The following is a 26087-nucleotide window of genomic DNA, read 5'->3' as shown; positions in this document are numbered from 1 at the left end:
CTAGGGTTCCTCCCGCAGCACGTACCGGCAGATGGTGTTGTCGCCCGTGGCGCTGGCATCCAGGCACTCGCCCGCCTTGACCCGCCAGGCCAGCTGGATCTCGATGGCCGACCCGCTGTTGCTGCACTTGCTGCTGCCATTGGTGCGGCAGACATAGAATTCGCTGGCCAGGCCCGAGGCGCCCGGCAGTGCCTGGTTGACCCGCTGCGCCCAACAGGCCAGGCGCTGGCTGGCAGTCAGCGTCGCCAGCGAGGCACAACTGCTGGGGGCACTGGGGAAGGAAGCGCTGGCAGCCTTGTAGTAACCCCAGCTGGAGGGCGGCAACACCTGGGCGGCGCTGCCGTCCTGGATGGAGTACAGGTCCGTGCGCATCAGTTCCATCAACTCGTCCGCCAGCTCCGCTGCATTGCTGCGCAGAACGGTGTCCTGTGCGTAACTGATGGTGCGCCCCTGCATTGCCAGCATGCCCAGTACACCAAAACAGGTGACCAGCAGGGCCACCATCACCTCCACCAGACTGAATCCCGCCATGCGCCGGTTCATTGCCCGCTGGCTCCCTGCAGGTTGATGTAGCCCGAGGCAGCGACCCTGATGCTGAATGCCTTGCTGGTGCCGCTGCTGGAAATGCCCAGATCGGCCGCCGCGGCGGTGCCATCGGGCTTGAAAGAAAGCGTGCTGACACTGCTGCTGACGCTGAGGCTGCCCGGCAGGTCCAGACGCTGGCTTACCAGGCTGCTGGCGAGCGATCCGCAGGTGCTGGCGCGCACCACCACCCACTGCAGGTTTCCCCCGCTGGGGCAGAGCGTGAGGGTCTGTCGGGTATTCACCGCATCCGCGCGGGATGCCTGCAGCAGCCGATAGAGGGTCGAAGCGCCGCTTTGCACCCGGCTGGATTCGATCAGGTAACGGAAACCCGGCAGGGCTACGCTGGCGAAGATCGCCAGCAGCGCGACAACCACCATCAGCTCCACCAGGGAAAAGCCTTCCTGGCGTCCGGGGCCCCGCCACGAATGTGGGCGGGAATACGAGCATCCAACTGCATGAAGAAACATGGACTTTTCCAACGATGGTCAGGTGGCCGGGCCCCGTGTGGAGCCCCCCTTGCGGGATGCCAGGACAAAGATTGGCTATTGGTCCGACAGCAATTTCTTCAGGGAGTTGAATCTGATTCAGCGAAATAAGACGATTTTTCGACCGCTCATTCCCGCTCAGCGACCGTTCATCCTGTTGACGTCAAAACAACTGCGTTGACGTGGGCGTCGGGAAGACCTGCAGGAGGGAAGCCGCGACCTTGCATCGCGGCCTTATCGGAAGCGTCTGTCAGGTAGCGTCGGCGTGGCTCACCAGCCCCTTGACCAGCACCGCCGCCGTCGCGATGGCGGCCGGCACCATCAACGCGGTCAACACCTGCTCGAAGTTCCAGCCCAGGCCCAGCAGGGTCGCGCCGATCCAGGCACCGAGGATGGCACCGAAACGGCCGATGCCGAGCATCCAGGACACCCCGGTGGCGCGCCCCTGGGTCGGGTAGAAGCGCGCGGCGAGAGACGGCATGGCCGACTGCGCACCGTTCACGCACATGCCGGCGGCCAGCACCAGGGTCGCCAGCAGCGTGACGGTGCCCAGGCTCTGCCCGACGAAGTAGGCAAATACGCCTGCCAGGCAGTAGAAGATGCCGATGACCTTGTGCGGGTTGAAGCGGTCCATGGCCCAGCCCACCGCCACCGAACTGAGCACCCCGCCGAGCTGGAACAGCGCGCCGATGAAGGCGGCCTGCTCCATGCTCGCGCCGGCGTCACGCATCAGCGTCGGCAGCCAGCTGGTGAGCAGGTAGACGATCACCAGGCCCATGAAATAGGTCAGCCACAGCAGCAGGGTTCCCGCGCTGTAGGTGCCGGAGAAGATCACCTTGAACACGTTGCGGCTCTGCACCGTCTTCTGTTCCGGCACGCTGAATGCGCTGGCCGTGACAACCTCGGCCGGGGCAATCGGCGCCAGCACACGCTTGACCCTGTCCGCTCCGCGATTGCGCACCACCAGGAAACGCGCCGACTCCGGCAGCCAGACCAGCAGCACCACCGTCAGCACCAGCGGCAGCACTCCGCCGAGCAACAGCAGGCTATGCCAGCCGTAGGCCGGGATCAGCTTGGCAGAGACGAAACCGCCCGAGGCCATGCCGAGGTTGAAACCACAGAACATGCTGGTCACCAGCAGCGACTTGAGGCGCTCGGGGGTGTACTCCGAGAGCAGCGTGGTCGCGTTAGGCATCGCCGCGCCCAGGCCGATACCGGTCAACAGGCGCAGCGCCATCAGTTGTTCGAGGTTGCTGCTGTAGGCCGACAGAAGGCTGAACAGCCCGAACAGGAACACCGCCACCACCAGCACGCCCTTGCGCCCGAAGCGGTCGGCCAGCGGGCCGGAACCCAGGGCGCCAAAGACCATGCCAATCAGCGCGGCGCTCATCACCGGGCCAAGGCTGGCACGGTCGATGCCCCAGTCCTGGGTCAGCGCCGGGGCGATGAAGCCCATGGCGGCAGTGTCCAGGCCATCGAGGAAGACGATGAGGAAGCACAGCAGCACGATGCGGCACTGGTACAGCGACAGCGGCTGGGCGTTGATGAAGGACTGGACGTCTAGGGTGCCGGCAGCGGGCACGTGGGCGGAACTGGTCATGCGAAGACTTCCTGCGAAGGCGTCGTCGCGGGAAGGCCGGCTGGATCGCCCTGCACTCCCGCAAGCTGGACAGGAATGAGGCGCGAGCCGGTGGACGCACGGACCGGCGGATGGGGCAGGCACACAGGGGCCATGGCTGACGCTCATTGTTGTTATTGCCCGTCCGGCTGGACGGGTCGAGCAACAGTACGAAGAGACGTTCAGCCGATCAATTCGATAATCGCCACTGTGGGCGGTTAGCGAACGGGATTACCGCAAGACGGACCGCGCAAGGCAATCAATGGAACAGCCGCGTGCCCAGCTCGCGGCTGGCCTCAAGCAGTACCGGCAGGAAGCGCGTTTCCAGCTCCTGGCGTGACACGCGCCCGGCGTGGGTGCCGACGTTCAGCGCGGCCAGTACCTGGCCGGCGGAGTCCTTCAGGGGCACGGCGATGGAGCGCAGGCCGACTTCCAATTCCTGATCGATGATCACCCAGCCCTGCTGGCGGATCTCGGCGATGCTCGCGCGGAGCATTTCCGGGGTGTGCACGGTGCGGCTGGTCTTCACTTGCAGGTCGGCGTGGGCCAGGTAGTCCTCCAGGGCTTCGTCATTCAGCCCAGCGAGCAGGATGCGGCCCATGGAGGTGCAGTACGCCGGCAGGCGGCTGCCGACGCTCAGGTCTACCGAGATCAGACGCTGCGGCGTGGCCGAGCGGGCGATGTAGAGAATCTCGTCGCCTTCGAGCGTGGCCATCGAACAGGCCTCGTGCAGTTGCTCGCTCAAGCGGTCGAGAATCGGCTGCGCGGTGACCGCCAACGGCGTCGACGACAGGTAGGCGTGGCCGAGGGTCAGCACCTTCGGCAACAGCGAATAGGTGCGACCGTCAGAGGTGACGTAGCCCAGCTTCATCAGCGTGTGCAGGCAGCGGCGCACGGCGGCGCGGGGAATCTCGGTGCGGTGGCTGATCTGCGCGATGGTCAGGTGCCGTTTGCGCTCCTGGAACGCGTGGATCACCGCCAGGCCGCGGGCCAGCGAGGTCATGAAGTTCGGGTCGCCGGTGAAGGCCTCGATGCGCTTGGCAGGCGAAGCGATGATCGGTGGTGCGAGGGGCGGCAGGCTGGCGCGGGGGGCGTCGGTCATTGTTGTTGTCCTGGCAGGCGAATGCCGGGCGATTATCGACACGCACGGGCGATTATCGCAACACAACTGGCCGATTATCGAACGGAGGTTACCGGCACCGCAGGCGATGGCTGCAGCGCGCCTGCCCTGCCTGCCCTGCCTGCCCTGCCTGCCCTGCGGGCCGACGCATCGGTGCCGGCCAGAGTTCGCGAGCAAGCTCGCTCCTACAGGCGAAGACCGTGCGTTCCTTGTAGGAGCGAGCTTGCTTGCGAACAAATCTCGACGGCCCGCGCGACCGCCTACAGCGGCTCCAGCTTCAACTGCCGCAACCGGCTCAGCGTTCGCGAGAAGTCCAGCGCCGCCCCGCCTGCGGCCAACTCGTCCAGCGACACCGTGGCGAACAATTGCAGCCTCAGCTGCCGATCGTAGGCGATATCGATGAAGTTGAGGAAGCGCATGCTCACGTCCGGCGGGTAGTCCGCCAGCGGTCCGAGGCCGCTCACCGCCATGCGCGGGAAATGCTCGATCAGCCACAGGTAATCGCTGGCCGAGCGCGGGCGCTCGAACATTTCGCTGAAGTCCATCCACGCGCAGTGATCGTCGTGGGCATGTACCTTCAGCGGATGGTGATTGACGCTCAAGACCTCGTCGAACTTCGCGTCTGCAGCCAGCCCCAGGCGCGAGCCGATCAGCTCCAGATCATCCGCGCGGGCCGGCCAGAGGAAGCTGCCCCACTCTTCCAGCGACGTGCTGTGCTCGCGGTAATCCTGGCCGGCATCCACCGAAATCACGTCGAAGCGCTTTTCGATCAGCTCGATGGCCGGACGGAAGCGCTCGCGGTACAGCGGATTCGGACAGAGATTTTCCGGTTCGTAGTTGGACGTACAGACCAGGCCTACGCCTTCATCCACCAGCACCTTCAGCATCCGCCCCAGGAGCATGGCGTCGCCGATGTCGTGCACGTGGAATTCATCGAAGCACAGCAGCTTGGTTTCCTCGGCGATGGCGCGGGCCACACGCACCAGCGGGTCAGATTGCCCGGTGATCGCCAACATGCGTGATTGCAGTTCCTGCAGGAAGGCATGGAAGTGCACGCGGCGCTTGGCCTGCGTCGGCGCGGCGGCGAAGAACTGGTCCATGACGAAGCTCTTGCCCCGCCCGACGCCGCCCCACAGGTAGACGCCCGCCACCGGCTTGCGCAAGAAGCCATGGCGGCCGGCGAGGAAGTCGTCGAGCCAGGTGGCGAGGTGGTCCACCGCCGTCACCTGCGCTTCGTCCGCCCGATAGCCGCGCTCGTCGAGCGCGGCCGCGAAGTGCCGCCGAACGCGGTCGGCGACCGGCTCGGCGGATGTCTCATGTAGTCGTGTATCAGAAGTCAAAGAACACCGTTTCCGCATTTCCCTGGACGCGGATATCAAACCGGTAAGCGAGCCTCCCGTCCACCTCGCAACGCTTTGCAATGAGGGTTTGCCGACGTTCGGGCTGCTCGATCAGGTTCAAGACCGGGTCCAGGGCGTTCGCTTGCGCCTCATCCTCGAAGTACAGCCGCGTCTGCAGATGCAGGTTTATACCGCGGGCGAACAACGAGATGTTGATATGCGGCGCCATGGGCACACCGGCGGCGTTTTTCACCACACCGGGCTTGATGGTCTGCACCTGCCACTCGCCAGCATCGAAGGTCGTTGCCGTGCGTCCGAAGCCATTGAAGGGCTTTTCCAGATCGTAATCAGTGTCATACACACCTTCGTGATTTGCCTGCCACAGCTCCAGGAAGGAATCGCGGATCAGGTGGCCGTTGCCGTCATACACATGGCCGATCAGCAGGATGTGTTCGCCCGGCGCGCCGGACTTGGCCATCTCGCTCCAGATTTCCTGGTCACGGGGCGGATTACCGGCGGCGGCCAGCGCCAGACCGATGTGCACGTAGGGGCCGGCGGTCTGCGAGGGGGTTTCCGGCAGCAGTTCGATAGGCATGGTCGGTCCTCCTCACTTGTTCTCGAAATGGGTCTTGCGCTGGCCGCGCAGCACGATGTCGAAGCGGTAGGCCAGGCAGTCCATGGGGTTGGCGTTGCTCATGTCGAGCTTCGCGATCAGGCTTTCCACCGCGTCCGGGTTAGCGATGGACTTGACGATGGGGCACATCGGAATCAGCGGGTCGCCCTCGAAGTACAGCTGGGTGATCAGCCGCGTGGAGATCGACGGGCCGCTGATGGAGAAGTGGATGTGCGCCGGGCGCCAGTCGTTCGGGCCGTTGCGCCAGGGATACGGGCCGGGCTTGATGGTGCGGAAGACGTAGCGTCCTTCGCTGTCGGTCAGCGCACGGCCGACGCCGCCGAAGTTCGGGTCCAGCGGCGCGAGGTAGCGGTCGTTCTTGTGGCGATAACGGCCGCCGGCGTTGGCCTGCCACATCTCCACCAGGGTATGTGGCACGGGCTTGCCATACTGGTCCATGACCCGGCCGGAAACGATGATGCGCTCCCCGATGGGCAGGCCACCGTTGTTGAAGTTGAGCAGCAGGTCATTGTCGTGCTCGCCCATCTTCAGGTGCGAGAAGTCCGGGCCGCTGGTTTCGGAAACCGATTGCGGAATGCTCACCAGCGCCTGGCGCGGCGAGCGGGCGATGGAAGTCTTGTAGTCGGGCGTGAGGGCTTTGGGGTGCCAGTTTCGGTCACGAATGACGAAGCGGCTGTTCTCCGCGTCGGACATGTCGGTCTCCTCTTGTTGGATTTATAGGAGCCTGTTGCATCAGGCAGTGCGACGCAGTGTCGCCGGCTCATCCGAACTGGAAAACTGAAAAGATGCCCGCCATCCATAACCAATAGGTTATGGATAAGTCCCGTTGCGATAGGCTTCTCCCACCTCGCGCAGTACCTCCAGGCACCAGTGCGCACCGAGGGAAAGCGGCAGCGTCGAGTTGCTGCAAATCCCCACCGAACCGCCCGGCTCCTGTACATCCAGCGGCAGTTCGACCATCTCGCCGGAGCGCAGGTCCAGGCGCACCGAATCCAGCGGAGCGATCCACAGCGCGTCGCTGGTCAATACATAACGGCGGCTGAGCACCGTGGACAGGGTTTCCAGCCTCTGGCGCGGCTGGCCGAGGCCGCTCTGCACCAGCAGGCTGTCGGCGGACTTGCGGATGGTGGTGCCGGCCAGCGGCAGCACCAGCGGCCAGTCGTCCAGCGCAGAGGGCGGCAGAGGGCGGCCCAGCAGCGGATGGCCGGCGCGGGCCACCAGGGTCATGGCTTCGCTGTACAGGTGCTCGAAAGCGAGGCCCTGGATCTGCGGGCTTTCGGTCATACGGCCGACCACCAGGTCCAGCTCGCCCACACGCAGTTGCGAGAGCAGGTGCGCACTCGGCCCAGTCACCACGCTGACCACCAGCGCCGGATGGCGCTCGTGCAGGCGCCGCACCGTCTCCGGCATCAACAGGCTTTCCACGGTAGAGAGCACGCCCAGGCGTACCGTGCTGGAGGCGTACTCGCCGCCGCGCAGGCTGTTCACGCCGTCACGCAGCGCCTGCACGCAGGGGCCGGCGTAGCGCAGGAAGGCTACTCCCGCTTCCGTCAGACTGGCCCCGCTCTTGCCGCGCTCGAACAGGCTGGCTTCGAGCAGGTCCTCCAGTTCCTTGAGCGTCTTCGAGATGGCCGGCTGGCTCACGGCCAGGGCATCCGCCGCGCGGGCCAGGCTGCCCTGACGGGCCACTTCGAGGAAGCACACGAGGTGGCGGAACTTGATACGCGAATCGATATTCATGGCGGCTCAACGCAGCTCGCGGAACGCGCGGGGCGAAACCCCGGCGTAGCGCTTGAAGAATCGGGAGAAATACGCGGGTTCGGAGAAGCCCAGGCTGTCCGACACCTGCTGGATGGTCATGGCTGTGTACACCAGGTTGCGCTTGGCCTCCAGCAGCAGGCGCTGATGGATCATCTGCAGCGCCGACTGCCCGGCCAGGCGCCGGCACAGCGCATTGAGGTGCGCGGCGCTGATGCCCAGCGCCGCCGCGTAGTGTTCGATGGGCCGATGTACCCGGAAATCCTGCTCCAGCCGGCGGGAGAACGCCTGCATATGCTCGACGCCGCGATCCTGCTGGCTTGCCTCCGTGCGGGACTGCTCCAGCGCCCGGCGGCTGAGCCAGACCAGCAGCATGTTGAGCAGCGATTGCAGCATCAGGTCGCGGCCCGGTGCCTGCCCGGCGTACTCGCGGTCGATGGATTCGAACAGCGCATCCAGGTGACGCTTGCCCTCGCCCACGGCAAAGCACGCCGGCTGCTCCAGCACCGTGCTTTCCAGCAGGCTGCCGAGCTGTTCGGCCAGCGGCAGGCCCATGCTCAGCACCCAGCCCTGCACGTCCTCGGCGAAGCGAAAACCATGCACAGCCAGCGCCGGCGTGACCTGCAGCGACGCCTCGCGGATCAGCGTCAGCTGCCCCTCCACCTCCAGCTCCGCCGCACCGGCCTGCACGTAGAGCAGTTGCACCAGGTCGCCATGGCGATGCGGGCGGATTTCCCAGTCATGCAGGCGACTGCGCGAGGCGATCGACTCGCAGTGGATCAGGTCCGGCGTCGGCCAAACCGTCGTTTCGCCATACAGGCGGAACACCGGGACCGGATTGTCAGCACGTTGTTCGATCACCGCCCGCATCCATGAAAAGTCCAAGAAGACTGTTGGAAATTACCTTCAAAGACCGATCCCATCCACAAAAAATGCAGGAGACAAAAACAACAGCGCTCTCCAAGGAGCCACGCCATGAAGACCCAAGTCGCGATTATCGGCGCCGGCCCTGCCGGCCTCCTGCTTGGCCAGCTGCTGCACAAGGCTGGCATCGACACCGTGATTCTCGAACGCCAGACCCCCGACTACGTACTCGGCCGCATCCGCGCCGGGGTACTCGAACAGGGCACCGCCGACCTGCTGCGCGAAGCCGGAGCCGGCGCGCGGATGGACGCCGAAGGGTTGCTCCACGACGGTTTCGAGCTGGTGCTCAACGGCCGCCGCGAGCGTATCGACCTCAAAAGTCTCACCGGCGGAAAGCAGGTGATGGTGTACGGCCAGACCGAAGTCACCCGCGACCTGATGCAGGCCCGCGCGGCCAGCGGCGCGATGAGCGTGTATGAAGCGGCTGACGTGGAGCTGCACGACGTCACCAGCGAAAAGCCCTACGTCAGTTTCACCCATCAGGGCGAGCGTGTGCGCCTGGACTGCGACTACATCGCCGGCTGCGACGGCTTCCACGGCGTGGCCCGGCGCAGCATTCCCGCCGATCGCCTCAGCGTCTTCGAGCGCGTCTATCCGTTCGGCTGGCTCGGCCTGCTCAGCGACACGCCACCAGTCAGCCACGAACTCATCTACGCCAGCAGCGAACGCGGTTTCAGCCTGTGCAGCCAGCGCAGCGCCACTCGTAGCCGCTACTACCTGCAGGTAGGGTTGGATGAGAAGGTGGAGGATTGGTCTGACGGGCGTTTCTGGGACGAGCTCAAACGCCGTATTCCCGAGGACGTTGCGCGCCAGTTGGTGACTGGGCCGTCACTGGAAAAAAGCATCGCCCCGCTGCGCAGCTTCGTGGTGGAGCCGCTGCAGTACGGCCGGCTGTTCCTGGTCGGCGACGCCGGGCACATCGTCCCGCCCACCGGCGCCAAGGGACTGAACCTGGCGGCCAGCGATGTCGATGCCCTGCACCGAATCCTCCTGAAGGTCTACGCCGACGGCCGCACTGACTTGCTGGCGCAGTACTCGCCGATTGCCCTGCGGCGCATCTGGAAGGCCGAGCGCTTCTCCTGGTGGATGACCTCGATGCTGCACCAGTTCCCCGACAGCGACGCCTTCACCCGGCGCATGCTGGAGACCGAGCTGGACTACTTCCTCGACTCCGAGGCCGGGCGCACGACCATTGCCGAGAACTATGTCGGGTTGCCGTTCGAGGACGTAGCCTGACGGCGCTTCCCCAGGCCTGTAGGGCGCATAACGCGCCAGCGTTATCCGCCGTTCAAGTGCAGGCGGATAACCTGTTCCAGGTTATTCGCCCTACGATTCTGGGGTGAGGGGAATTCAGTGGTACGAACTTCCCCGAAGAAGACAGTTGCTCCTGCAAGGAGGCTCCGTCGGTAGCCCTAAGTTGTAGGAGCGAGCTTGCTCGCGAAGAGGGGCTCGCCGGGAGATCCGCTGCTGGGCGGTTCGCGAGCAAGCTCGCTCCTACAAAAGCATCGCGATCTATCCTTACCCTCCAGCCACATCGCTCGCCGCGACACCGCCGGAGGCCGTCATCGACCCGGACGAAGCCAACTTCCTCAGCTACCTGCTCGCCGAAAGCGGCGACGGGGACGCGCGCGCCTTCGCCACGCTGTACCGCTGCACCGCCCCGCGCCTCTACCCCTTGGCGCTGAAGCTGAAGGACGATCAGACGCAGGCCGACGCCCTGCTGGTCGACACCTTCCTCCACGTCTGGACCGACGCCGACCGCTACCATCCCACGCGCATTGCCGCGCTGGACTGGATGATCGCCCTGCTCTACCAGCTCGCCGGCCACCCTTCCCCGCCGCCCAGCGACGAACCCTGGCCGGAGTTGCCGCCCCCGGACGAACTCTGGCCCGCCATCCATGCGCGCCTGCCCGATGACGAAGACGACAGCCCCGGCCTGCGCTGGCCGCTGATCATCGCCAGCGTGGTCGGCGTGCTGATCGGCGCGGTGATCTGCCTGAGCCTGCTGATGGAGCTGCGCCCCGCGGCTTAGGCGCTTGCCTGAAAGACGATGGCTGCCACCGCACATCCGCTCTCCGTAAATCCGGAAACTCCCCACCACACCCCGTAACCCGCCATAAAAACCCTGAATTCAGTGCGGCATCACCTTGCCAATCCGTCACGCAGTTGGCATAAACGTCCGAATCTTTTTCGCACACATAACAAGGAAGTTTCGATGCGCATTCTCGGACGCGTCCTACTGGCGATTTTGCTGCTGTTCCTGCTCGTCGGCGGCGTCATCGCCTGGTACACCGCGCATCCCAACCTGCCGGAATACACCCCGCCGCAGAAGATGATCCACCTCGAGGAGCAGTGGTCCAAAGAGGACCGCGAAACCTATTACTACACGCCCCAGGGCACCCAGGTGAAAGGCCTGCGCTACGACTGGTTCACCCACCTCGAGCAGCCTTTCAACAAGGACAAGTTCGCCTCCCCGGAAAACCTCGCGCGCTTCGGCTTCCTCATCGAGCCCGAACAGATCGGCCGCGCCGCCGACGACACCCTGGCCGCCACTGCAAAGAATCCCGGCAACCTGCCAGTCGGCTTCGCCCGCCACCAGGACGGCGAGACCGGCGCCTGGTACCTGGACATCACCTGCTCCGCCTGCCACACCGGCGAGCTGCGCTATAAAGGCACCGCCATCCGCATCGACGGCGGCGCGGCCATGCACTCCATCGCCTCCACCGTGCCCACCCTGCGCGGCGGCGCCTTCGGCCAGGCGCTGGGCGCCAGCCTCGCGTCCACCTACTACGTACCGTGGAAGTTCGACCGCTTCGCCAAGGGCGTACTGGGCGATCGCTATCCCAAGGGCAAGGCCGCCCTCAAGCGCGACGTGCGCAACGTGCTCGGCACCCTCGTCTCCACCGCCTGGAACGACACCCACCGCGGCCTCTACCCGACCCTGGAAGGCCCTGGCCGCGCCGACGCCTTCGGGCGCATCGCCAACAGCGTGTTCGGCGATGGCATCGACGCCTCCAACTACCGCGTCGCCAACGCCCCGGTGAACTACCCGCAGGTGTGGGACATCTGGAAATTCGACTGGGTGCAGTGGAACGGCTCGGCCATGCAACCCATGGCGCGCAACATCGGCGAAGCCCTCGGCGTCGGCGCCACCTTGCGCATGTTCGAAAGCGACGGCAAACCGGTGATGGGCGATGAGCGCTACGCCTCCAGCGTGCGCCTGCGCGACCTCTACACCCTCGAAGAAACCCTCAAGCAGCTCAAGCCGCCGGCCTGGCCGAAGGACGTCTTCGGCGAAATCGACCTGAAGAAAGCCTCCCAGGGCCGCGCCCTGTTCCAGGCCAACTGCGTCTACTGCCACGGCCCGCACGTGAAGGAGCCCGGCGCCAAGGACTACATCGCCCCGGCGCGCGTGCCCGAGTGGCGCATGAAGCTGGTGTCCACGAAAGAGATCGGCACTGACCCGACCACCGCCGACAACATCGCCGACCACACCTTCGACATCCGCGCGCTGAAGCTGAAGACCGACGAGCTGCAGGGCATGAACGTCCACCTCTACCCGCAGAGCGACGTGCAGTTGGACCTGTCGAAAATCTCCGCCGCCAAGGGCCTGGCCTACGTCACCGCCTTCGTCGAGCAGCGCGCCTACCGCGACGCGCACATCAGCGAGCCACAGCAGCAGGAAATGAACGGCTACGGCCTGCCCATCGGCGTGCAGGAACTGCGCGCCTACAAGGCCCGCCCGCTGGACGGCATCTGGGCCACCCCGCCCTTCCTGCACAACGGCTCAGTGCCCAACCTGTTCCAGATGCTCTCCCCGGTGGCCGAGCGCGACGCGCAATTCTGGGTCGGCAGCTTCGAGTACGACCCCAAGTTCGCCGGCTACCGCACCGAGCGCTTCCCCGGCGGCTTCCTCTACAAGACCAGCGTCACCGGCAACAGCAACCGCGGCCACGAATTCCGCGACGGCTGCCGCCAGGACGGCGTCATCGGCCGCGCCCTGTCGCCGGAAGAACGCTGGGCGCTGGTGGAATACCTGAAGGTGCTGGGCAACGCCGAATACGAAAACAAACTCGACCCGAACGTCCCCACCCCACCGTGGACGCCCGGGCCGAAGTGCGAATGACCGGCCAGCGCTGAACTGTCTTTTGTTTTTTTGTAGGACCGAGGGGGACGCCTAGTCCTTGCTCGCGAACAGACTCCCCACCGCTCCAGAGTGAAGCGGGTTCGCGAGCAAGCTCGCTCCTACAGGTAAAGCTCCTGAGCACAACCGAAACACCGGACAGCCCCCTCTCCCCCTGGGAGAGGGCTGGGGTGAGGGCCAGCCGCCCGCTCCCAAGCACCACCGAAACACCGCCCCATCCCCTCTCCCTTCAGGGAGAGGGCTAGGGAGAGGGAAACGCTCCACAGCAAGCCCGCACGGGCCAGGGAACGGAATCCCCTCCAAAAAAAGAAAACACCAAAGGACCCCGTGCCATGCGCTCCCTGCTCACCCGAATCTGGCTCTTCCTCGGCAAATGGCTCGGCCGTCTGCTGCTCGCCATCGCCGCCATCGGCCTGCTCGGCTGGGGCATCGGCAGCCTCTACTACGCCTGGAAATTCTCCGGCCCCGTCTCCGCCCAGGAAGAAATCCCGCCGGGCGAAGCCCAGCTCACCCAGGCCATCATCGAAGACGCCGTGCGCATCGTCGAACAGCACCGCGACAACACCCGCGTACTGCGTGACGCCCACGCCAAGGCTCACGGCTGCGTAAAAGCCGAGGTCACAGTCGCCAGCGATATCGCTCCCGGCCTGCGCCAGGGCGTGTTCGCCGAGCCGGGCCACAAGTGGGACGCCATGGTCCGCTTCTCCAACGGCAACGCCTACCCGCAGTTCGACAGCGCCCGCGACGCCCGCGGCATGGCCATCAAACTGCTCGACGTCCCCGGCGCCAAGCTGATGCCAGGCAAGGGCCACGACACCGAACAGGACTTCGTCATGTTCAACCACCCGGTGTTCTTCGTCCGCGACGTCGCCGAATACCGGCAGAACTTCGCCGCCCAGGCCAGTGGCCAGAAGGTCGCTGCCTTCTTCCCCAGCTGGAAGCCCAGCTCCTGGGAAATCCGCCACCTGGTCATCGCCCTGCAGACCCTCGCCCCCGCGCCCGACAGCCCCTTCGAAACCGGCTACAACGGCATCGCGCCGTACAAGCTGGGCGAGGCGAACAACATCAAGTTCCGCGTCATCCCGCAAGCCGAAGGCTGCCCGGCCTACCAGCTACCCAAGCTCAACGAAAAACTGCCCAACTTCCTGCGCACCGCTATGTACCAGCAGCTCTCGGTCGACCGCGTCCCCGCCTGCTTCGCCCTGCAAGTGCAGAAACAGGACCCGAGCAAGTACATGCCCATCGAAGACACCAGCGTCGAATGGAGCGAATCCGACGCCCCCTTCCAGACCGTCGCCACCGTCAGCATCCCGCCCCAGGACTTCGACAGCCGCGAGCAGAACCTCGCTTGCGACAACATCTCCTACAACCCGTGGCATGCCCTGCCGGAGCACCAGCCGATTGGCGGGATCAACCGGTTGAGGAAGGCGGTTTATGAGGCGGTGAGTGTTTATCGGCATCAGCGCAATGGGGTGGGCGGGGAATAGTCCCGCCCAACTCATAGAGACGCAGTAACTGAAATTCAGCGGCAAAAAAGTTGGCGATAGATGACGTTTCACGATTGGTTGATTGCCCAAGGCAAAAGCCCCAAGACCATCAAACACTACACCGGTGCCATCGACGGGCGCCTACAAGGGATGGCTACGCATTTCAATAACGGCGATTTCTCGCTGGGCGATATCAAGACCAGTGCGGCATTCGCCGACACTTGCCAGACGTTCGATCCAACTGAGGAAATCCTGCCGCTCAACACACGCGGGAAGGACATGTATCGCCGCGCTCTGGTGATGTACGCGGAATATCGGCACAGCTCGCTGAACGAAGCCGCGCTCGTCCAAGACGACTTCCTGCAATCCGTGCAGAAAGCGCTTCAGGACTCAACCGAGCAGCGACGGGGCCGTCTGGCAAAAGCCCCAAAGAAACCGAGCAAGAAAACCGTCCGTACGGTGGTGTTTAACCGCAACCCTGATGTAGTCGCCGAGGTATTGCTGCGTGCAGAAGGGCATTGCGAGGGCTGTAAGGAGCCTGCCCCCTTCAAGCGCAAATCGGACAGCTCACCCTATCTAGAGGTACACCACCGGATACCGCTCGCCCAGCACGGGGACGACACGGTTGAGAACGCCATTGCGCTTTGCCCTAACTGCCACCGCGAAAGACATTTCGGCTGAAGCCCTTACAAATTCAGCGCCCAATAGTGCACCAAGGACCGTTCATGTACAGCCTCCTACGCAGCTCTCTCCTATCCGTGACTACTGCTCTGCTAATCCCGATTGCTAGCGCCCAAGCAGCCCAGGAATATTTGGTGATGGCCCCGTTGGAGGAGGTGCGGCACAAATGCGATAGCGACCTGCCCCGCCTCGGAGTCGGGTGCACCCTCGACGGCAACCCAATCGGTGGCGAGGCACAGTGGATCAAGGTCACCGAGAATCTCTCGCAGGACGAGTGGGCCGCAGGGGTGACCGTCAGCGCCGTGCTTCAACTCACAACACACACTACTGCCAACGGAATCCCGTACCTCACGGCCACCAGCTACCAGATGACCAGCCAGGCGCCAAAACAGAAGGAAACTCGCTTCGGCAGCACTTTCTGGAAGTCCATCCGCGCCCAGGTGTATAGCAAACCGATCGAAGACCCAGTCTCCGTGCAGTACTTGAAGGACGCCAACAACAATCCCACCTCGGAACAACTGGCTGCCCGCGACTTCGCCGCGAAGGACGCCGAAGCGCGCCAGTACGCCGCTTCCCCCGAAGCACAGCGCAATATCTCCGCCGACTTGATCCTTGATTGCGATCTACGCATCAAGGAAGCGCGCGAAACCATCACTTACGAGAAGAAGGTGGGCGCGACGTCCGGCTTCGTGAACAAGCTGAATCTGCGTCAGGCAGGTGAACAGATCGTGCAGTGCCAGGAGGACATGAAAGAGTACTGGAGTGACTACAAGAGCAACGGCGGCAAGTCGCGCAACATTGAACAACTCAGAGCTGAGCGCGCGAATTGAACGTGACGCTAGAGCAAGCCCCACAACTTTCACGAACGAAATGGCTGCAGCATCGACTGCAATACTGAGACAGGCAATGCAGTTTCACCCCGAGGCGGACTGTACCCATCGCGTCTCTTGTCTGCCTCAGTTTGTTCCCTCTATCGTTCACCCGCCCCGTGATAAAGCGGGGCCGGGATTAGCAGCCCGAAACCCTAGAGACAATCGCCGATCTGTATCGGCGGCCCAGCCAATTGGGCCGTCCACCGGAACGCGGCGTGTTGGTTCATGTGGCTGCTGATCCAACATCGTCCGTAGGTGGTCTGCTCGTAGTAGAGATGTGACTGAAATGGACGATTCATCCCTGCCCACCCCACTCCCCTTCCTCCGCAATCGCCGCACCCTGCGCGCCCTGCTGATCGACGATCAGGTCTGGTTCCTCCTTCCCGATTTCTGCCGCGTGACCGGCTATACGCACGAAGACCGCATGGCCATGCGTATGGCCGACGACCAGATTCGCCAGGAACGGCTGCTGACCGAGGACGGCCTGGAACTCGACCAGGTGCTGATCAGCGAATCCGCCGTGTACCAGGCGCTGGTGCTGTTCAACGTGCCGGACTACGGCTCGCTGCGGCGCTGGATCAGCGGCACGGTGGTGCCGCAGGTGCGCAGCCAGTTCAAGGCCAGCGGCCCACGCCATGTGCAGTTGCAGTTCGAACGGCAATGCCTGCGAGTGCTGGATTGGCAGGACGATCTCTGGGTGAGCTTCGGCGACTTGCCGCGCGTGCTCGGCGGGCGCTCGCCGATTGTCGGGCGCACCGGGTGGCGCGGTTGGGCGAAGCGATTGCGGACCTGATACACGGGCAGGGTATGAGCCGCGCATCAGCGCTGTACCCAGTCAGCCGCTTCAGCGGAGCAGCCAATGGTTTGGCTTTGCGATATGGTGCGAGGCTTGTTACAGATCGCACGGAAGCACACCCATGCACATCGAATTGCTCACAGCGCAGATGATCGGCCACTGGGAATCCAGCCCCGGCGTCCATCAGTGTGAATTTCAGTTCGGATCGCGACTGATCTATGTCGAGCACCCCTCCAGTGAACCACCAGAACCATCCCTCCAGGTCGCGCTGCCACTGGCACAGGCTGCATGGAACGACATCGATGCAGTCATCGCCTTCGCTCAGCTGACGCTCCGCCCGGGCGATCCTGAGCTGTGGCGACTGTTGGAGTCGGCGACGAGAATGGGCTCGCCACTGGATGTTTTCTCGATCCATATTTCAGAAGGCGGCGGCCTAGTGTCCTACACGATGTCGTGGAATCCGGATTTCGATTGGCGGCAGATGTTGTACGACGAGTTCGACACTTGGAAGGAATCGCCCATTTCGCTGCAGCGCTTCGAGCCAGAAAAAGATCTCTGGCTGGGTATCAGGCGTCACAGCGACGGTCGATTCGAGCTGGAAAATCCTGAATCCCTGGCCGGGAGCGTCGAATGAATCGACTCTCCTGCAAACTGTACAAGTCGCGCTACAGCATGGACTTTTACCCAGCCCTGAGCATTGACGGGCTGCCGCTGGAGGTCTGGTTGCCGCAACACGATGCAAGCGCAGAACTCGATTTGGTCTGCGCTCATGCAGGCCTCTACAGCGATACCGATTCAGAGCTGGTCTGGGATCGATCGTATTCCGTGGCACCGGGCTGGAAGACGGTCGTGCCTTTGCTGGTGCGCTCCGATGACCTGGACCTGAGCTGCGCGGTGATCGCTGTCAAACAGGTGGCAGACGAGCAACATGTTCGCTGGGAGCGCTTCGGCTTGTTGCGCGAGTGTATTACCCACCCCACTCCCATTCCCGAGTATTACGACATTCCACCGGCAGTGTTCGACCGCGATCAGTTCATCGCCGCGCTGGACGATTTTCGTCGGGAAATCGGGCTGCGGATGGAATGGGATCTGCCGTGATGGCGCAGGGCGCGGCGCAGCATCAGCCTTGTCCTCCCTGCTGAGGCGTCACGCAAAAATCAGAGCCTGCCGGTCAGCTTGAGGACGGTGAAGACCAATCCGCCGATGGTCATCGCGGCCGAAAGGATGGTGCCGAGGATCAGTGGGACGAAGGTGGCCGGCGAGACATGGGGCGAGACTTCCAGCTGGAAGCCGGGGCGGATGTGTTCCGGGGTCAGGCAGGTGACCTGGTAATCGCCGGGTTCGCTGCAGCTGAACTCGCCCAGTGGGTTGCTGGAGTTGCCGCCCATGTCGCTGCGCCGCACGCTGAACAGGTTGAACCGGCTATAGCGCTGGTACGGCACGGGCTGGCCGGAGGCGCGGGCGGTGATGGCGAAGTCGGCGGAGAAATAGGCGGTGCCGGTGACCATGGTGAAGGCCGGGAAGACGATGTTGATGACGTAGCGCCCGGCGCAGGGCAAGGCGACCACTTCTGGCCGCCTGGCGTCGGCCCAGCGCTGGCGCACGGCCGGGAAGATGATGCGGCGCAACCGGCCGATACAGCGGGTCAGCAGGTAGCCGCCCAGCAGCATCAGCACGGGAGCGCCCCATAGCAGGGTGGTGGGTTCGAGGGTCATGGGCGCCCTGCTCTGTCAGGTACGTTGGCTGGGGTAGCAGAAACTATAAGCCAGCCGTTCCCCGAGCATGCAATCTGCGGCGCTGCGCGGGCCCGATCCTGCAATCTGCATGGCCATCGGCCGCCGAAATTTTCCAAGTCATTGATTAGACTAGAAATATTATTTTGTTACATCTGGCATATCCGCTGCAGCGGAAAGACGGAGGCTTCCACCTCTCTTTCACGGAGCAGCCAACAATGATCACAACGACCGATGCCTACGCCACCACTGCCGTGGATACCACCGACCATTCGGGGGTGTCCTGGGCGGCGGTATTCGCCGGGGCCGCCGGGGCGGCGGCGCTGTCCCTGATCCTGATCATCCTGGGCTTCGGCCTGGGCTTTTCCGCGGTGTCGCCCTGGCCGGGCGATGGCGCGACGCTCAAGCAGATAGGCGTTTCCACCATCGTCTGGCTGATGCTGACGCAGATCCTCGCCTCGGGCCTGGGTGGCTATATCGCCGGGCGCCTGCGCGCGCGCTGGGCAACGCTGCATGACGACGAGGTGTATTTCCGCGACACCGCACACGGCTTCCTCGCCTGGGCCGTGGCGACGCTGGTAACCGCCACACTGGTGGTGGGCTCGGTGAGCAATATCGTCGGCGGCGGCCTGCAGGCCGGGGCTTCTGCGGCAACCACCGCCGCCGCTGCCGCGGGTTCGAACGCCAGCGCCAGTGGCACGGACGACGGCTCGGCGTACTTCATCGACATGCTGTTCCGCGATAACCGCCCGGTGGCGGTCAGTGACGACGCCGCCCATGCCATCGCCACGCGCATCTTCCTGCGCGGCCTGGCCGACGGGCAGTTGAGCGCGGACGATCGCAGCTATCTCGCCCGCGTGGTTTCCCAGCGTACCGAGATCAGCCAGGCCGAAGCCGAGCAGCGCATCGACCAGGTATTCGCCGCGGCGCAGCAGGCCAAGCTGAAAGCCCAGCAAGCGGCCGATACCGCCCGCAAGGTGGCCGCCGCCTCGGCGCTGTGGATGTTCGTGGCCCTGCTCTGCGGCGCCTTCTTCGCCAGCTTCCTGGCCATCCACGGTGGCCGTCGCCGCGATGCGGTGGTGCTGCTGACCAATACCCGCACGCTGCATTCCACGCAGTCCCGTCCTGCCCACTGACCGGAGGCACATCATGCGCTCGATTCTTCTGTACTTCCTCGGCGTTCCAATCCCGATCATCATCCTGATCGCGCTGTTCTGGCACTGATTGCAGCCGGTTGGCGCACTGACGAAAAAGCCGTCCTCGGGACGGCTTTTTCAATGGAGTGCCGAGTGGATTCGCGAACAAGGGCCCGGCGTCAGTCCGGCCCTGCGCGATCAACCCTTTCTCTTCGAAGCGACGCGTGCAGCCAGGGATGGGGAGAGCTGCGCAGCCCTTCCAGAAGAGGCCAATTGCCCGGCCGGTTCCGGCAGGAACGAACCTTCCGACGAATCATCGGGACCGTGGTCGCAAGCGCGATGGGTAGCGCGGCGCTCCACGCTCTCCAGGCTCATGGCGGCCTCAGCCGCAGGAGCCGTCCATGGTTTCCTGGCTTTCACGGATGATGCGCTGGCCTTCGTCACGCAGTTGCGTCCAGGTGGGGATTTCATGGCAAAGCTCGGCCACGCGCACGGTCATCTCGCCGATCTTGTGCATCGCCCTAGCGGAGCCGCAAATGCCAAGGTCCTGGTTGTTGGCTTGCTGGCCGAGCCGTTCCATGTAGGCCTGGCCCTTCTGCTGCGCTGCCTGGCAGCCACCGGAGAGGTCGACCGAGCCGACTTCGCCGGAAGCCGCTGCGCCACTGGCGTTCTGGCTGCCACTGGCCGGCGCAGCCGGGGCATCGGCCTGCACCAACTGGCTGTTGCTGAACACGCCGCTGGCGGTGGTGCCATTCGGGTAGCGATAGGTGCCGTGGCCGCTGAGCGTGCCGTTCTGCAACTCGCCTTCGTAGCGGTCGCCCTTGGCCCACTGGATCACCGCGGGGCCGTTGAAACTGCCCTTGCGCAGGGTGCCCTCGGTGGTGGAGAACACCTGGCCGTCCACCAGCGACAAGAGGATGCCCTTGCCGTCGGCGAAACCGCCCACGCACTGGCCGGACCAGATGTAGCTGGGATTGGAGCGCTGGGCGTTCCAGTCCTGAACCAGGCAGCCCTTGTCCGTTCTGGCGAACTCGACGGCAAGGCCCGGTGCGCTGACAAGCATGGCGAGCAAGCTCGCCAGTCCGATTCGATTCATTCGATCACCCGCTGACAAGGCTTCAGGGCCCGATGGATTTCCTGCGGGCAAAGAATAGTGGCGGGCCGATATCACCGCTAGCCGGGAGACAGCGGCGGCGCGGAAGAGACTTCGTACTTATCGCCGCCGCGCGCAGGAAATATCCGATAGAGCCCTCTCCCCCCGCTCCCTAGCCTTGCGCTCCATGCAATCGAGGGCGCGCGGGCTGCTCATTCCGGGCAGAAATACCCGCCGCCCTCCTGCCCTGGAGAGTTTCTGCATGTCTGCCGTCGAGAAGAAGTTCCAAAAGCTGGCCGCCACCTTCCGCGCCGCCCTGGCGGCAGGCAATTACCGCCAGGGCCGTGACGTGGCGCGTCAGGCGCTGCAGCTCTCGCCGAACAATCCGACGCTGCTGACGGACTATGCCCTGTGCCTGATGCGCACCAAAGACTACGAACAGGCCTACAAGACCTATCTCAAGCTGCTGAATACGCTGGGCGAAGACAGGATGCCGGACACCGCGCTGGACGGGCTGACGGAGGTTTGCGGCTGGCTGAAGCGGGAGGACCTGGTGCGCCGCTACGGCAACCTGTCGCTGAGCGTGGCGGATCGCAAGTACGGCCAGCTCCCCGCCTATCCCCTGCCCGATGCACCGCCCCCGCCGTTTGACGGCTCGAGACCGGAACGCAACCTGATCGTGTTTTCGCTGTTCGGTGCCCGCCCCCGCTATTGCGAGAGCGCGCTGAAGAACGTGGAGGCCGCACGCGAGCTGTTCCCGCAATGGCGCTGCCGCTTCTACGTGGACGAATCGGTGCCGCCGACGGTGCTGGATCGCCTGGCGAAAGCCGGGGCACAGGTGGTGCTGGTGGACCCGGCGACACGCGCTTCGATCCCGCCGACGATGTGGCGCTTCCTGGTGATGGAGGACGGCGAAGTCTCGCGCTTCCAGGTGCGCGATGCCGACTCGCTGCTCTCCGAACGCGACCGTGCGGCCGTTGAGGCGTGGCTGCAGAGTGGCTTCTGGTATCACCACATGCGCGATTACTTCAGCCACACCGAACTGCTGCTGGCGGGCATGTGGGCTGGCTGTCACAACCCGAACCTGCCGGGCATCCGCGAGCTGATCGCCCAGTACCTGAAGGATGAGAAGGCGCACCCGCGCTTCGCCGACCAGTACTTCCTGCGCCGCAGCCTGTGGCCGACCATCCGCCAGAGCCTGCTGAACCATGACGAACTGTTCGGCTTCCTGGAGGCGCAGCCCTTCCCCGCGCACGAGCCGGTGCGCTGGCGGATGGAAGCCTTCCATGTCGGCTGCAACGTCAGCTACCAGGGCATCAAGGTGCCGAGCAAGCTGAAGGACGGCGAGCTGCAGCCCTGGGGCCTGTTCGAAGCCGAAGGCACGCTGCTATGCCGTTACGAATCGCCAGTGGCGAAGGGACATTGGGAGGAATGGATGCCGTACTTCCTCTGCAACGCCATTACGGACGGCAGCTGCACGGTGCGCAGCCTGGCGTGAATGATCCCCGAGTGCGAATCGCGCCGGTGGCGCGACTCCACGCCATCCTGCGAAAGCGCCCGCTACCGGTCAGTAGACTTCCGGCACCTGCAACTCCAGCGGCGTGGGATGCCGGCGGTAGCCTTCGTGGCGCTGCCGCTCGGGCAGGCTGACAGCGGGCAGTTGCACTTCCTGGTAGGGAATCTGGCTCAACAGGTGGCTGATACAGTTCAGTCGTGCGCGCTTCTTGTCGTCAGCCTGCACGATCCACCAGGGCGCCTCGGGGATGTGGGTGCGCTCGAGCATGATTTCCTTCGCCTTGGTGTAGGACTCCCAGCGGCGGCGCGATTCCAGGTCCATCGGGCTGAGCTTCCACTGCTTGAGCGGATCATGGATTCGGCTGAGGAAACGGTAGTGCTGTTCCTCGTCGGAGATGGAAAACCAGTACTTGATGACCTGGATGCCGGACCGCACCAGCATGCGCTCGAACTCGGGCACGCTGCGGAAGAACTCCTCGTACTGGCCGTCGGTACAGAAGCCCATCACCCGCTCGACCCCGGCGCGGTTGTACCAGCTGCGGTCGAACAGGACGATCTCCCCCGCCGCCGGCAGGTGCGAGACGTAGCGCTGGAAGTACCACTGGGTCTGCTCGCGGTCGTTCGGCGCGGGCAGCGCGGCGACGCGGCAGACACGCGGATTGAGGCGCTGGGTGATGCGCTTGATCACGCCGCCCTTGCCGGCAGCGTCGCGCCCCTCGAAGAGGATGACCACCTTGTGGCCGGTCTTCACCACCCAGTTCTGCAACTTGACCAGCTCGGCCTGCAGGCTGAACAGGGTGTGGAAGTAACGCTGGCGCGCCAGGCGCTCTTCATGGGTTTGCAGGCTGCCGTGGCGCAGCCCTTCGAAATCGTAGAGTTCGTCGAACAGTTCGAGTTCGAGCTCTTCGTCGCGGTCGTCCTGCAGGTCGCGCTGGACGCGCCGTGGGAAGTTCTTGTCATCGAGCAGCATGGTGGGTTGCCTTGTGCCGTCACTGGCTCAGTCACATTGAGTGACACTTTCATGACAGAAAAATGTAGACACGCTTTATGACGAATTCATTACAACCGGTGAAAGAAGTTTCTTGCAGAGCCCGTGCTAGAGCGTCCCTTGATAGGACACCCGATGAATTAAGAAGATCTTAAGAACGCCGCCGGGCCGCCGAGCGGTGCTGGTATCGAAGCGCTATCAGCCCGGGGAAACAGCCGCGAACATCCGTCCGCGGCCGTGGGGAGGTGAATATTCGGGGGCGGAAAATGCTCAGGCGTCAGCCAGCGGGCGCGGCTTGTTGACGTACTTGAAGGTGCCGGAGGCGGACGCCACGGCCACACCGGCGCTATTGCGCAACTCGGCCTCGCAGAAGGCGATGGAGCGCGTGTGGTGGCGGACGCTGCCAAGGGCTTCCAGCACCTCACCCACTTCCCCGCCCGGCCGCAGGAAATTGGTCTTCATTTCCACCGTCACCACGCCGCGGCCGGCTTCGTCGGCATCGCTGGCACTCAGCGCCATGGCGACATCCAGCAGGGTCATGATCAGCCCGCCATGGGCGTTGGCCCAGCCGTTCACGTGCTGCGGTTCGACGCGCACCACCAGCCGACCGGGGCCATTGCCGTCGTCCGCCGGGGCATGGCGGAACTGCAGGAAGTCGAGCATGGGAATGGCGATGCCACGGTGTGCGGTGTAGAGCTTGAGCTGTTCGATATCGAGGGGCATGGGGCTTCCTGGTGCAACGAGTGGGGCCAGGCGATATTCCCCGCTCCGATCGGCAGATCGCAAGCCCGACGAAGCTTCATGCACGGCGGGAATGCCCACCGATTGCAACGCTCAGCGCCCCACCGGCGCGGGGGGTCAGCGCGCCTTGCGGGTGCCGTTCTTCTTTTCGCTCTGGCGCTCGACGGCCTGGACGAAGAGTTCCTCCACCAGCAGCGACTGGATCGGCGAGCGCGTTTCCAGCGACAGGCTCATGGACTCCAGCTTCTGGTTCACCCCCAGGCGGGCGATGCCGCACAGCAGGATGCGCTGGGCGCCGAAAATGCTGCCCTTGTCGACCAGCACTTCGCGGGGCTTGTCGCCGTCCAGGTAACTGATCTTGAGGGATATACCGGTGTCGTCGCGCACAGCCAGGTTGAGCCAGGTGGCAACGTTGAACTCGACCACCCATCCCAGACCGGTCTTCTTGGCCACGGCTTCACGGACCAGATGAGCGGGAACCGGACCCAGGGGGGTACTGTGGTTTTCCATGGGGTTACTTCTGACGGCTGCGGGTAGAGCGAAATGCGCTAACGGAAGACCCGAGTTTATGTGAAGCAGTTCAAGTTTTCAGTCTGTATTTTGTATGACATCGACTATTGGGTAAGCCTGAAGTTACAGATACGCGGCGCTCTAAAATGCCGTCTCCAGCCTGGAAACGGATGACAGAAGGGAGCTGACGACGCGGAACAGCAGAAGCAGTCCGACGAAGTGAATGACTGCGGCCCAACATCACATAAGGCCGATCCGGCGGAAAGCCGAATCGACCTTGGCGTATCTCCCTGCCTGGCGCACTCCCTAGTGAGGCATAACCCTCGGCCTGCTGGCTCAGGCTGCGCCAGCAAAGGTGCGTGACCTGTGTTCGCCCGCGCGGTTCTTGCGCACTTCACGGCGCTCTCTGAAATCCAGTTCTTCCAGGGCGTCCGTGCGGTCCTGCAGGTCTTCGATGACTTGCGGGGTCAACAGCTTGCAATGTCGAGTCATACCTGCCTCCTGAATTCGTATGCCTCATGCTTTGGATTAGCACGCGAGGGTGAAGATTCAACAGCCAGGCGGGACGGATTACCCCAACGGTCAGCCGCCAGGGATGTAAGACGTCGCCGGGAAAGACGCCTTTCTGTAGGAGCGAGCTTGCTCGCGAACACCCAGCGGCTGGGCGGGTTCGCGAGCAAGGACTAGGCGTTCCCTCGGTCCTACAAAGAACTCCGGGGCGGGCTAACGCAAACCGCGATGTCCGTCCGCTCGCGAATCAGCGCAGCTCGTCGACCAGGCTGGCGACCGTGACCAGCACCGCCTCCGCCAGCGCCTTCGACCGCGCCCCGCTCCAGCCGGTGCGCGGGTTGGGCGACAGGTTGTGGTCCTTGAACGGCATTTCCAGGGTCAGCGACAGGCAGTCGTAGGTGCGGCCGACGTGATTGCAGGCCAGGGTCAGGTTGGCCTGGCCGGGGGCGTCCTTCGGGTAGCCGTGCACGCTCTGGAATTCGCCGTTGGCTTCCAGACGCTCGCGGAACAGGCTTTCCAGGCGATCCAGGCGCGGCGTGAACTCCGGGTTGCCTTCGCAGCCGGCGGCGAATACGAAGGGGATTTCCTCGTCGCCGTGCACGTCAAGGAACAGGTCGACGCCGTACTGGGCCATCTGCTGCTGGACGAACAGCACTTCCGGGCTTTCCTCGGCGCTGGGCGCGGCCCAGGCGCGGTTCAGGTCCTTGCCGGCGGCGTTGGTGCGCAGGTGGCCGTGGAAGGCACCGTCCGGATTCATGTTCGGCACCAGGTAGAAGTCGGCGCGCTCCAGCAGGCGCTGGACCTCGGCATCACCCGATTGCAGGCGATCGATCAGGCCTTCCATGAACCACTCGGCCATGTGCTCGCCGGGGTGTTGCTGGGCGATCAGCCAGATCTTCCGCGCACCCGCCGCGCCCTTGCCGATGCGCAGCAGGGGCAGTTCGCGGCCTTCGATGCTGTGGCCGGTGGCGAGCAACTCGGCGCCATTGGCCTGGGCGCGCTTCACCAGTTCGGCGTGACGTTCGCGGCTGTAGGGCTCGAAGTAGGCGAACCAGGCCTGGGGCTGTTCGGCATCGAGGCTGAAGTGCAGGCCGTTGGAATCATAGGTGCTGGGCACGCGGAACCAGTCGCGCTGGTCATACGAAGCCACCGCGTTGTAGCCCGGCCAGCCGCCGGTGTAGCTGGAGCCGGGTGTATTGGTCAGGCTGAACCGGTACTGCTGGCCGGGTTCGAGGCCCTCGGCCTTGAAGTGGAACCACTGGAAGTGCGGGCTCTTGGTGTCCGGGCGCAGCGCCAGGCGCACGTGGCGCGGGTCACTGTCGTCGATGACCTGGATGTTGCCGCTGTCGAAATCGCAGTCGATCTTCATGAATTCTCCGTAGGCGCACGAACCTGAGGCGCCAAAGCCCTGCATTTT

General features: G+C 64.2%; 27 protein-coding genes. 11 read left to right on the top strand and 16 right to left on the bottom strand.

Annotated elements, in window-relative coordinates; all coding sequences use genetic code 11:
* From pilV to RS899_RS07750, 9 genes are all read right to left on the bottom strand, one after another.
* Positions 1 to 531: a type IV pilus modification protein PilV gene (gene pilV, locus RS899_RS07790; RefSeq protein WP_315809549.1), complete on the bottom strand. Its 531-nt coding sequence runs from the start codon at positions 529 to 531 to the stop codon at positions 1 to 3.
* An 8-nt stretch (positions 532 to 539) separates the two neighbouring features.
* Positions 540 to 962, bottom strand: a complete 423-nt coding sequence (locus RS899_RS07785) for a GspH/FimT family pseudopilin (protein ID WP_315809548.1) — start codon at positions 960 to 962, stop codon at positions 540 to 542.
* Positions 963 to 1320: 358 nt separating this feature from the next.
* Positions 1321 to 2670 carry an MFS transporter gene (locus RS899_RS07780; RefSeq protein WP_315809547.1) on the bottom strand — a complete coding sequence of 450 codons (1350 nt, stop codon included), beginning with the start codon at positions 2668 to 2670 and terminating at the stop codon, positions 1321 to 1323.
* Positions 2671 to 2947: 277 nt separating this feature from the next.
* Positions 2948 to 3790, bottom strand: a complete 843-nt coding sequence (locus RS899_RS07775; RefSeq protein ID WP_054907667.1) for an IclR family transcriptional regulator — start codon at positions 3788 to 3790, stop codon at positions 2948 to 2950.
* A 278-nt stretch (positions 3791 to 4068) separates the two neighbouring features.
* Positions 4069 to 5148, bottom strand: a complete 1080-nt coding sequence (zapE, locus tag RS899_RS07770; RefSeq protein WP_054907668.1) for a cell division protein ZapE — start codon at positions 5146 to 5148, stop codon at positions 4069 to 4071.
* Positions 5138 to 5743 (bottom strand): protocatechuate 3,4-dioxygenase subunit alpha, encoded by a 606-nt coding sequence (gene pcaG / locus RS899_RS07765; RefSeq protein ID WP_315809546.1) that lies wholly within the window; start codon positions 5741 to 5743, stop codon positions 5138 to 5140. The genes zapE and pcaG overlap by 11 nt, the downstream gene beginning before the upstream one ends.
* A gap of 12 nt (positions 5744 to 5755) precedes the next feature.
* Entirely contained in the window at positions 5756 to 6475 is a 720-nt protein-coding gene (gene pcaH / locus RS899_RS07760) for a protocatechuate 3,4-dioxygenase subunit beta (RefSeq protein WP_138216277.1), read from the bottom strand.
* A 117-nt stretch (positions 6476 to 6592) separates the two neighbouring features.
* Positions 6593 to 7522, bottom strand: a complete 930-nt coding sequence (gene pcaQ / locus RS899_RS07755) for a pca operon transcription factor PcaQ (RefSeq protein ID WP_315809545.1) — start codon at positions 7520 to 7522, stop codon at positions 6593 to 6595.
* Positions 7523 to 7528: 6 nt separating this feature from the next.
* Positions 7529 to 8398, bottom strand: a complete 870-nt coding sequence (locus RS899_RS07750) for a helix-turn-helix domain-containing protein (RefSeq protein ID WP_409978074.1) — start codon at positions 8396 to 8398, stop codon at positions 7529 to 7531.
* Between the two features lie 117 nt (positions 8399 to 8515).
* Between RS899_RS07750 and pobA the strand changes: the two genes are divergently transcribed.
* The 9 genes from pobA (at position 8516) to RS899_RS07705 (ending at position 17542) form a co-directional block, all read left to right on the top strand.
* Entirely contained in the window at positions 8516 to 9700 is a 1185-nt protein-coding gene (pobA, locus tag RS899_RS07745) for a 4-hydroxybenzoate 3-monooxygenase (protein ID WP_315809543.1), read from the top strand.
* A gap of 439 nt (positions 9701 to 10139) precedes the next feature.
* The gene (locus RS899_RS07740; RefSeq protein ID WP_315809542.1) at positions 10140 to 10496 is read left to right on the top strand and encodes a hypothetical protein; all 357 of its coding nucleotides are present in this window, start codon (positions 10140 to 10142) and stop codon (positions 10494 to 10496) included.
* A 183-nt stretch (positions 10497 to 10679) separates the two neighbouring features.
* Positions 10680 to 12590, top strand: coding sequence for a di-heme-cytochrome C peroxidase (locus tag RS899_RS07735; protein WP_315809541.1), 1911 nt, complete (start codon positions 10680 to 10682; stop codon positions 12588 to 12590).
* A gap of 350 nt (positions 12591 to 12940) precedes the next feature.
* The gene (locus tag RS899_RS07730; protein WP_315809540.1) at positions 12941 to 14095 is read left to right on the top strand and encodes a catalase family protein; all 1155 of its coding nucleotides are present in this window, start codon (positions 12941 to 12943) and stop codon (positions 14093 to 14095) included.
* 60 nt (positions 14096 to 14155) lie between these two features.
* A complete protein-coding gene (locus tag RS899_RS07725; protein ID WP_054907677.1) occupies positions 14156 to 14776 on the top strand; it encodes an HNH endonuclease in 621 nt (206 codons plus the stop codon).
* A gap of 137 nt (positions 14777 to 14913) precedes the next feature.
* Positions 14914 to 15606 carry a hypothetical protein gene (locus tag RS899_RS07720; protein ID WP_054907678.1) on the top strand — a complete coding sequence of 231 codons (693 nt, stop codon included), beginning with the start codon at positions 14914 to 14916 and terminating at the stop codon, positions 15604 to 15606.
* Between the two features lie 328 nt (positions 15607 to 15934).
* Positions 15935 to 16441: a BRO family protein gene (locus RS899_RS07715; protein ID WP_054907679.1), complete on the top strand. Its 507-nt coding sequence runs from the start codon at positions 15935 to 15937 to the stop codon at positions 16439 to 16441.
* A gap of 124 nt (positions 16442 to 16565) precedes the next feature.
* The gene (locus tag RS899_RS07710) at positions 16566 to 17078 is read left to right on the top strand and encodes a hypothetical protein (RefSeq protein ID WP_315809539.1); all 513 of its coding nucleotides are present in this window, start codon (positions 16566 to 16568) and stop codon (positions 17076 to 17078) included.
* Entirely contained in the window at positions 17075 to 17542 is a 468-nt protein-coding gene (locus tag RS899_RS07705; RefSeq protein ID WP_256233660.1) for a hypothetical protein, read from the top strand. Before RS899_RS07710 ends, RS899_RS07705 begins: the two co-directional genes overlap by 4 nt.
* Before the next feature lie 59 nt (positions 17543 to 17601).
* On the opposite strand, the gene RS899_RS07700 is transcribed toward RS899_RS07705, so the two are convergent.
* On the bottom strand, positions 17602 to 18159 hold the full coding sequence (locus RS899_RS07700) for a hypothetical protein (protein WP_218187771.1): 558 nt from the start codon (positions 18157 to 18159) through the stop codon (positions 17602 to 17604).
* Between the two features lie 236 nt (positions 18160 to 18395).
* On the opposite strand from RS899_RS07700, the gene RS899_RS07695 reads away from it, so the two are divergent.
* Complete coding sequence (locus RS899_RS07695) at positions 18396 to 19313, top strand: hypothetical protein (protein ID WP_054907681.1); 918 nt, start codon at positions 18396 to 18398, stop codon at positions 19311 to 19313.
* A gap of 382 nt (positions 19314 to 19695) precedes the next feature.
* Here the strand turns inward: RS899_RS07695 and RS899_RS07690 are convergent, their stop codons facing one another.
* A complete protein-coding gene (locus RS899_RS07690) occupies positions 19696 to 20409 on the bottom strand; it encodes a hypothetical protein (protein WP_082450569.1) in 714 nt (237 codons plus the stop codon).
* Between the two features lie 259 nt (positions 20410 to 20668).
* Here RS899_RS07690 and RS899_RS07685 point away from each other — a divergent pair, with 259 nt between their 5' ends.
* The gene (locus RS899_RS07685; RefSeq protein WP_054907683.1) at positions 20669 to 21904 is read left to right on the top strand and encodes a tetratricopeptide repeat protein; all 1236 of its coding nucleotides are present in this window, start codon (positions 20669 to 20671) and stop codon (positions 21902 to 21904) included.
* 69 nt (positions 21905 to 21973) lie between these two features.
* Here the strand turns inward: RS899_RS07685 and ppk2 are convergent, their stop codons facing one another.
* The 5 genes from ppk2 to RS899_RS07660 form a co-directional block, all read right to left on the bottom strand.
* Positions 21974 to 22891, bottom strand: a complete 918-nt coding sequence (ppk2, locus tag RS899_RS07680) for a polyphosphate kinase 2 (RefSeq protein ID WP_054907684.1) — start codon at positions 22889 to 22891, stop codon at positions 21974 to 21976.
* A 288-nt stretch (positions 22892 to 23179) separates the two neighbouring features.
* Positions 23180 to 23632, bottom strand: coding sequence for a PaaI family thioesterase (locus RS899_RS07675; RefSeq protein WP_054907685.1), 453 nt, complete (start codon positions 23630 to 23632; stop codon positions 23180 to 23182).
* A gap of 135 nt (positions 23633 to 23767) precedes the next feature.
* Positions 23768 to 24160: a hypothetical protein gene (locus RS899_RS07670; RefSeq protein WP_054907686.1), complete on the bottom strand. Its 393-nt coding sequence runs from the start codon at positions 24158 to 24160 to the stop codon at positions 23768 to 23770.
* A gap of 336 nt (positions 24161 to 24496) precedes the next feature.
* Positions 24497 to 24652: a hypothetical protein gene (locus RS899_RS07665; protein ID WP_315809538.1), complete on the bottom strand. Its 156-nt coding sequence runs from the start codon at positions 24650 to 24652 to the stop codon at positions 24497 to 24499.
* A gap of 265 nt (positions 24653 to 24917) precedes the next feature.
* The gene (locus RS899_RS07660; RefSeq protein ID WP_315809537.1) at positions 24918 to 26039 is read right to left on the bottom strand and encodes a M14 family metallopeptidase; all 1122 of its coding nucleotides are present in this window, start codon (positions 26037 to 26039) and stop codon (positions 24918 to 24920) included.
* Positions 26040 to 26087: the final 48 nt, after the last annotated feature.

Origin of the sequence: Pseudomonas sp. C9-3 (assembly GCF_032392015.1) — a bacterium.
Classification (GTDB): Bacteria; Pseudomonadota; Gammaproteobacteria; order Pseudomonadales; family Pseudomonadaceae; genus Pseudomonas; species Pseudomonas nitroreducens.
Note: the sequence above shows the minus strand (reverse complement) of the source record. Positions and strands in the feature narration are given on the sequence as shown.

Excerpts from the sequence above, each read along its gene's own strand:
- pilV (WP_315809549.1), bottom strand. The coding sequence starts at position 531 with ATGGCGGGATTCAGTCTGGTGGAGGTGATGGTGGCCCTGCTGGTCACC.
- RS899_RS07785 (WP_315809548.1), bottom strand. The coding sequence starts at position 962 with ATGGTGGTTGTCGCGCTGCTGGCGATCTTCGCCAGCGTAGCCCTGCCG.
- RS899_RS07780 (WP_315809547.1), bottom strand. The coding sequence starts at position 2,670 with ATGACCAGTTCCGCCCACGTGCCCGCTGCCGGCACCCTAGACGTCCAG.
- RS899_RS07775 (WP_054907667.1), bottom strand. The coding sequence starts at position 3,790 with ATGACCGACGCCCCCCGCGCCAGCCTGCCGCCCCTCGCACCACCGATC.
- pcaG (WP_315809546.1), bottom strand. The coding sequence starts at position 5,743 with ATGCCTATCGAACTGCTGCCGGAAACCCCCTCGCAGACCGCCGGCCCC.
- pcaH (WP_138216277.1), bottom strand. The coding sequence starts at position 6,475 with ATGTCCGACGCGGAGAACAGCCGCTTCGTCATTCGTGACCGAAACTGG.
- pcaQ (WP_315809545.1), bottom strand. The coding sequence starts at position 7,522 with ATGAATATCGATTCGCGTATCAAGTTCCGCCACCTCGTGTGCTTCCTC.
- pobA (WP_315809543.1), top strand. The coding sequence starts at position 8,516 with ATGAAGACCCAAGTCGCGATTATCGGCGCCGGCCCTGCCGGCCTCCTG.
- RS899_RS07735 (WP_315809541.1), top strand. The coding sequence starts at position 10,680 with ATGCGCATTCTCGGACGCGTCCTACTGGCGATTTTGCTGCTGTTCCTG.
- RS899_RS07730 (WP_315809540.1), top strand. The coding sequence starts at position 12,941 with ATGCGCTCCCTGCTCACCCGAATCTGGCTCTTCCTCGGCAAATGGCTC.
- RS899_RS07725 (WP_054907677.1), top strand. The coding sequence starts at position 14,156 with ATGACGTTTCACGATTGGTTGATTGCCCAAGGCAAAAGCCCCAAGACC.
- RS899_RS07720 (WP_054907678.1), top strand. The coding sequence starts at position 14,914 with ATGGCCCCGTTGGAGGAGGTGCGGCACAAATGCGATAGCGACCTGCCC.
- RS899_RS07715 (WP_054907679.1), top strand. The coding sequence starts at position 15,935 with ATGGACGATTCATCCCTGCCCACCCCACTCCCCTTCCTCCGCAATCGC.
- RS899_RS07710 (WP_315809539.1), top strand. The coding sequence starts at position 16,566 with ATGCACATCGAATTGCTCACAGCGCAGATGATCGGCCACTGGGAATCC.
- RS899_RS07705 (WP_256233660.1), top strand. The coding sequence starts at position 17,075 with ATGAATCGACTCTCCTGCAAACTGTACAAGTCGCGCTACAGCATGGAC.
- RS899_RS07700 (WP_218187771.1), bottom strand. The coding sequence starts at position 18,159 with ATGACCCTCGAACCCACCACCCTGCTATGGGGCGCTCCCGTGCTGATG.
- RS899_RS07695 (WP_054907681.1), top strand. The coding sequence starts at position 18,396 with ATGATCACAACGACCGATGCCTACGCCACCACTGCCGTGGATACCACC.
- RS899_RS07690 (WP_082450569.1), bottom strand. The coding sequence starts at position 20,409 with ATGAATCGAATCGGACTGGCGAGCTTGCTCGCCATGCTTGTCAGCGCA.
- RS899_RS07685 (WP_054907683.1), top strand. The coding sequence starts at position 20,669 with ATGTCTGCCGTCGAGAAGAAGTTCCAAAAGCTGGCCGCCACCTTCCGC.
- ppk2 (WP_054907684.1), bottom strand. The coding sequence starts at position 22,891 with ATGCTGCTCGATGACAAGAACTTCCCACGGCGCGTCCAGCGCGACCTG.
- RS899_RS07675 (WP_054907685.1), bottom strand. The coding sequence starts at position 23,632 with ATGCCCCTCGATATCGAACAGCTCAAGCTCTACACCGCACACCGTGGC.
- RS899_RS07670 (WP_054907686.1), bottom strand. The coding sequence starts at position 24,160 with ATGGAAAACCACAGTACCCCCCTGGGTCCGGTTCCCGCTCATCTGGTC.
- RS899_RS07665 (WP_315809538.1), bottom strand. The coding sequence starts at position 24,652 with ATGACTCGACATTGCAAGCTGTTGACCCCGCAAGTCATCGAAGACCTG.
- RS899_RS07660 (WP_315809537.1), bottom strand. The coding sequence starts at position 26,039 with ATGAAGATCGACTGCGATTTCGACAGCGGCAACATCCAGGTCATCGAC.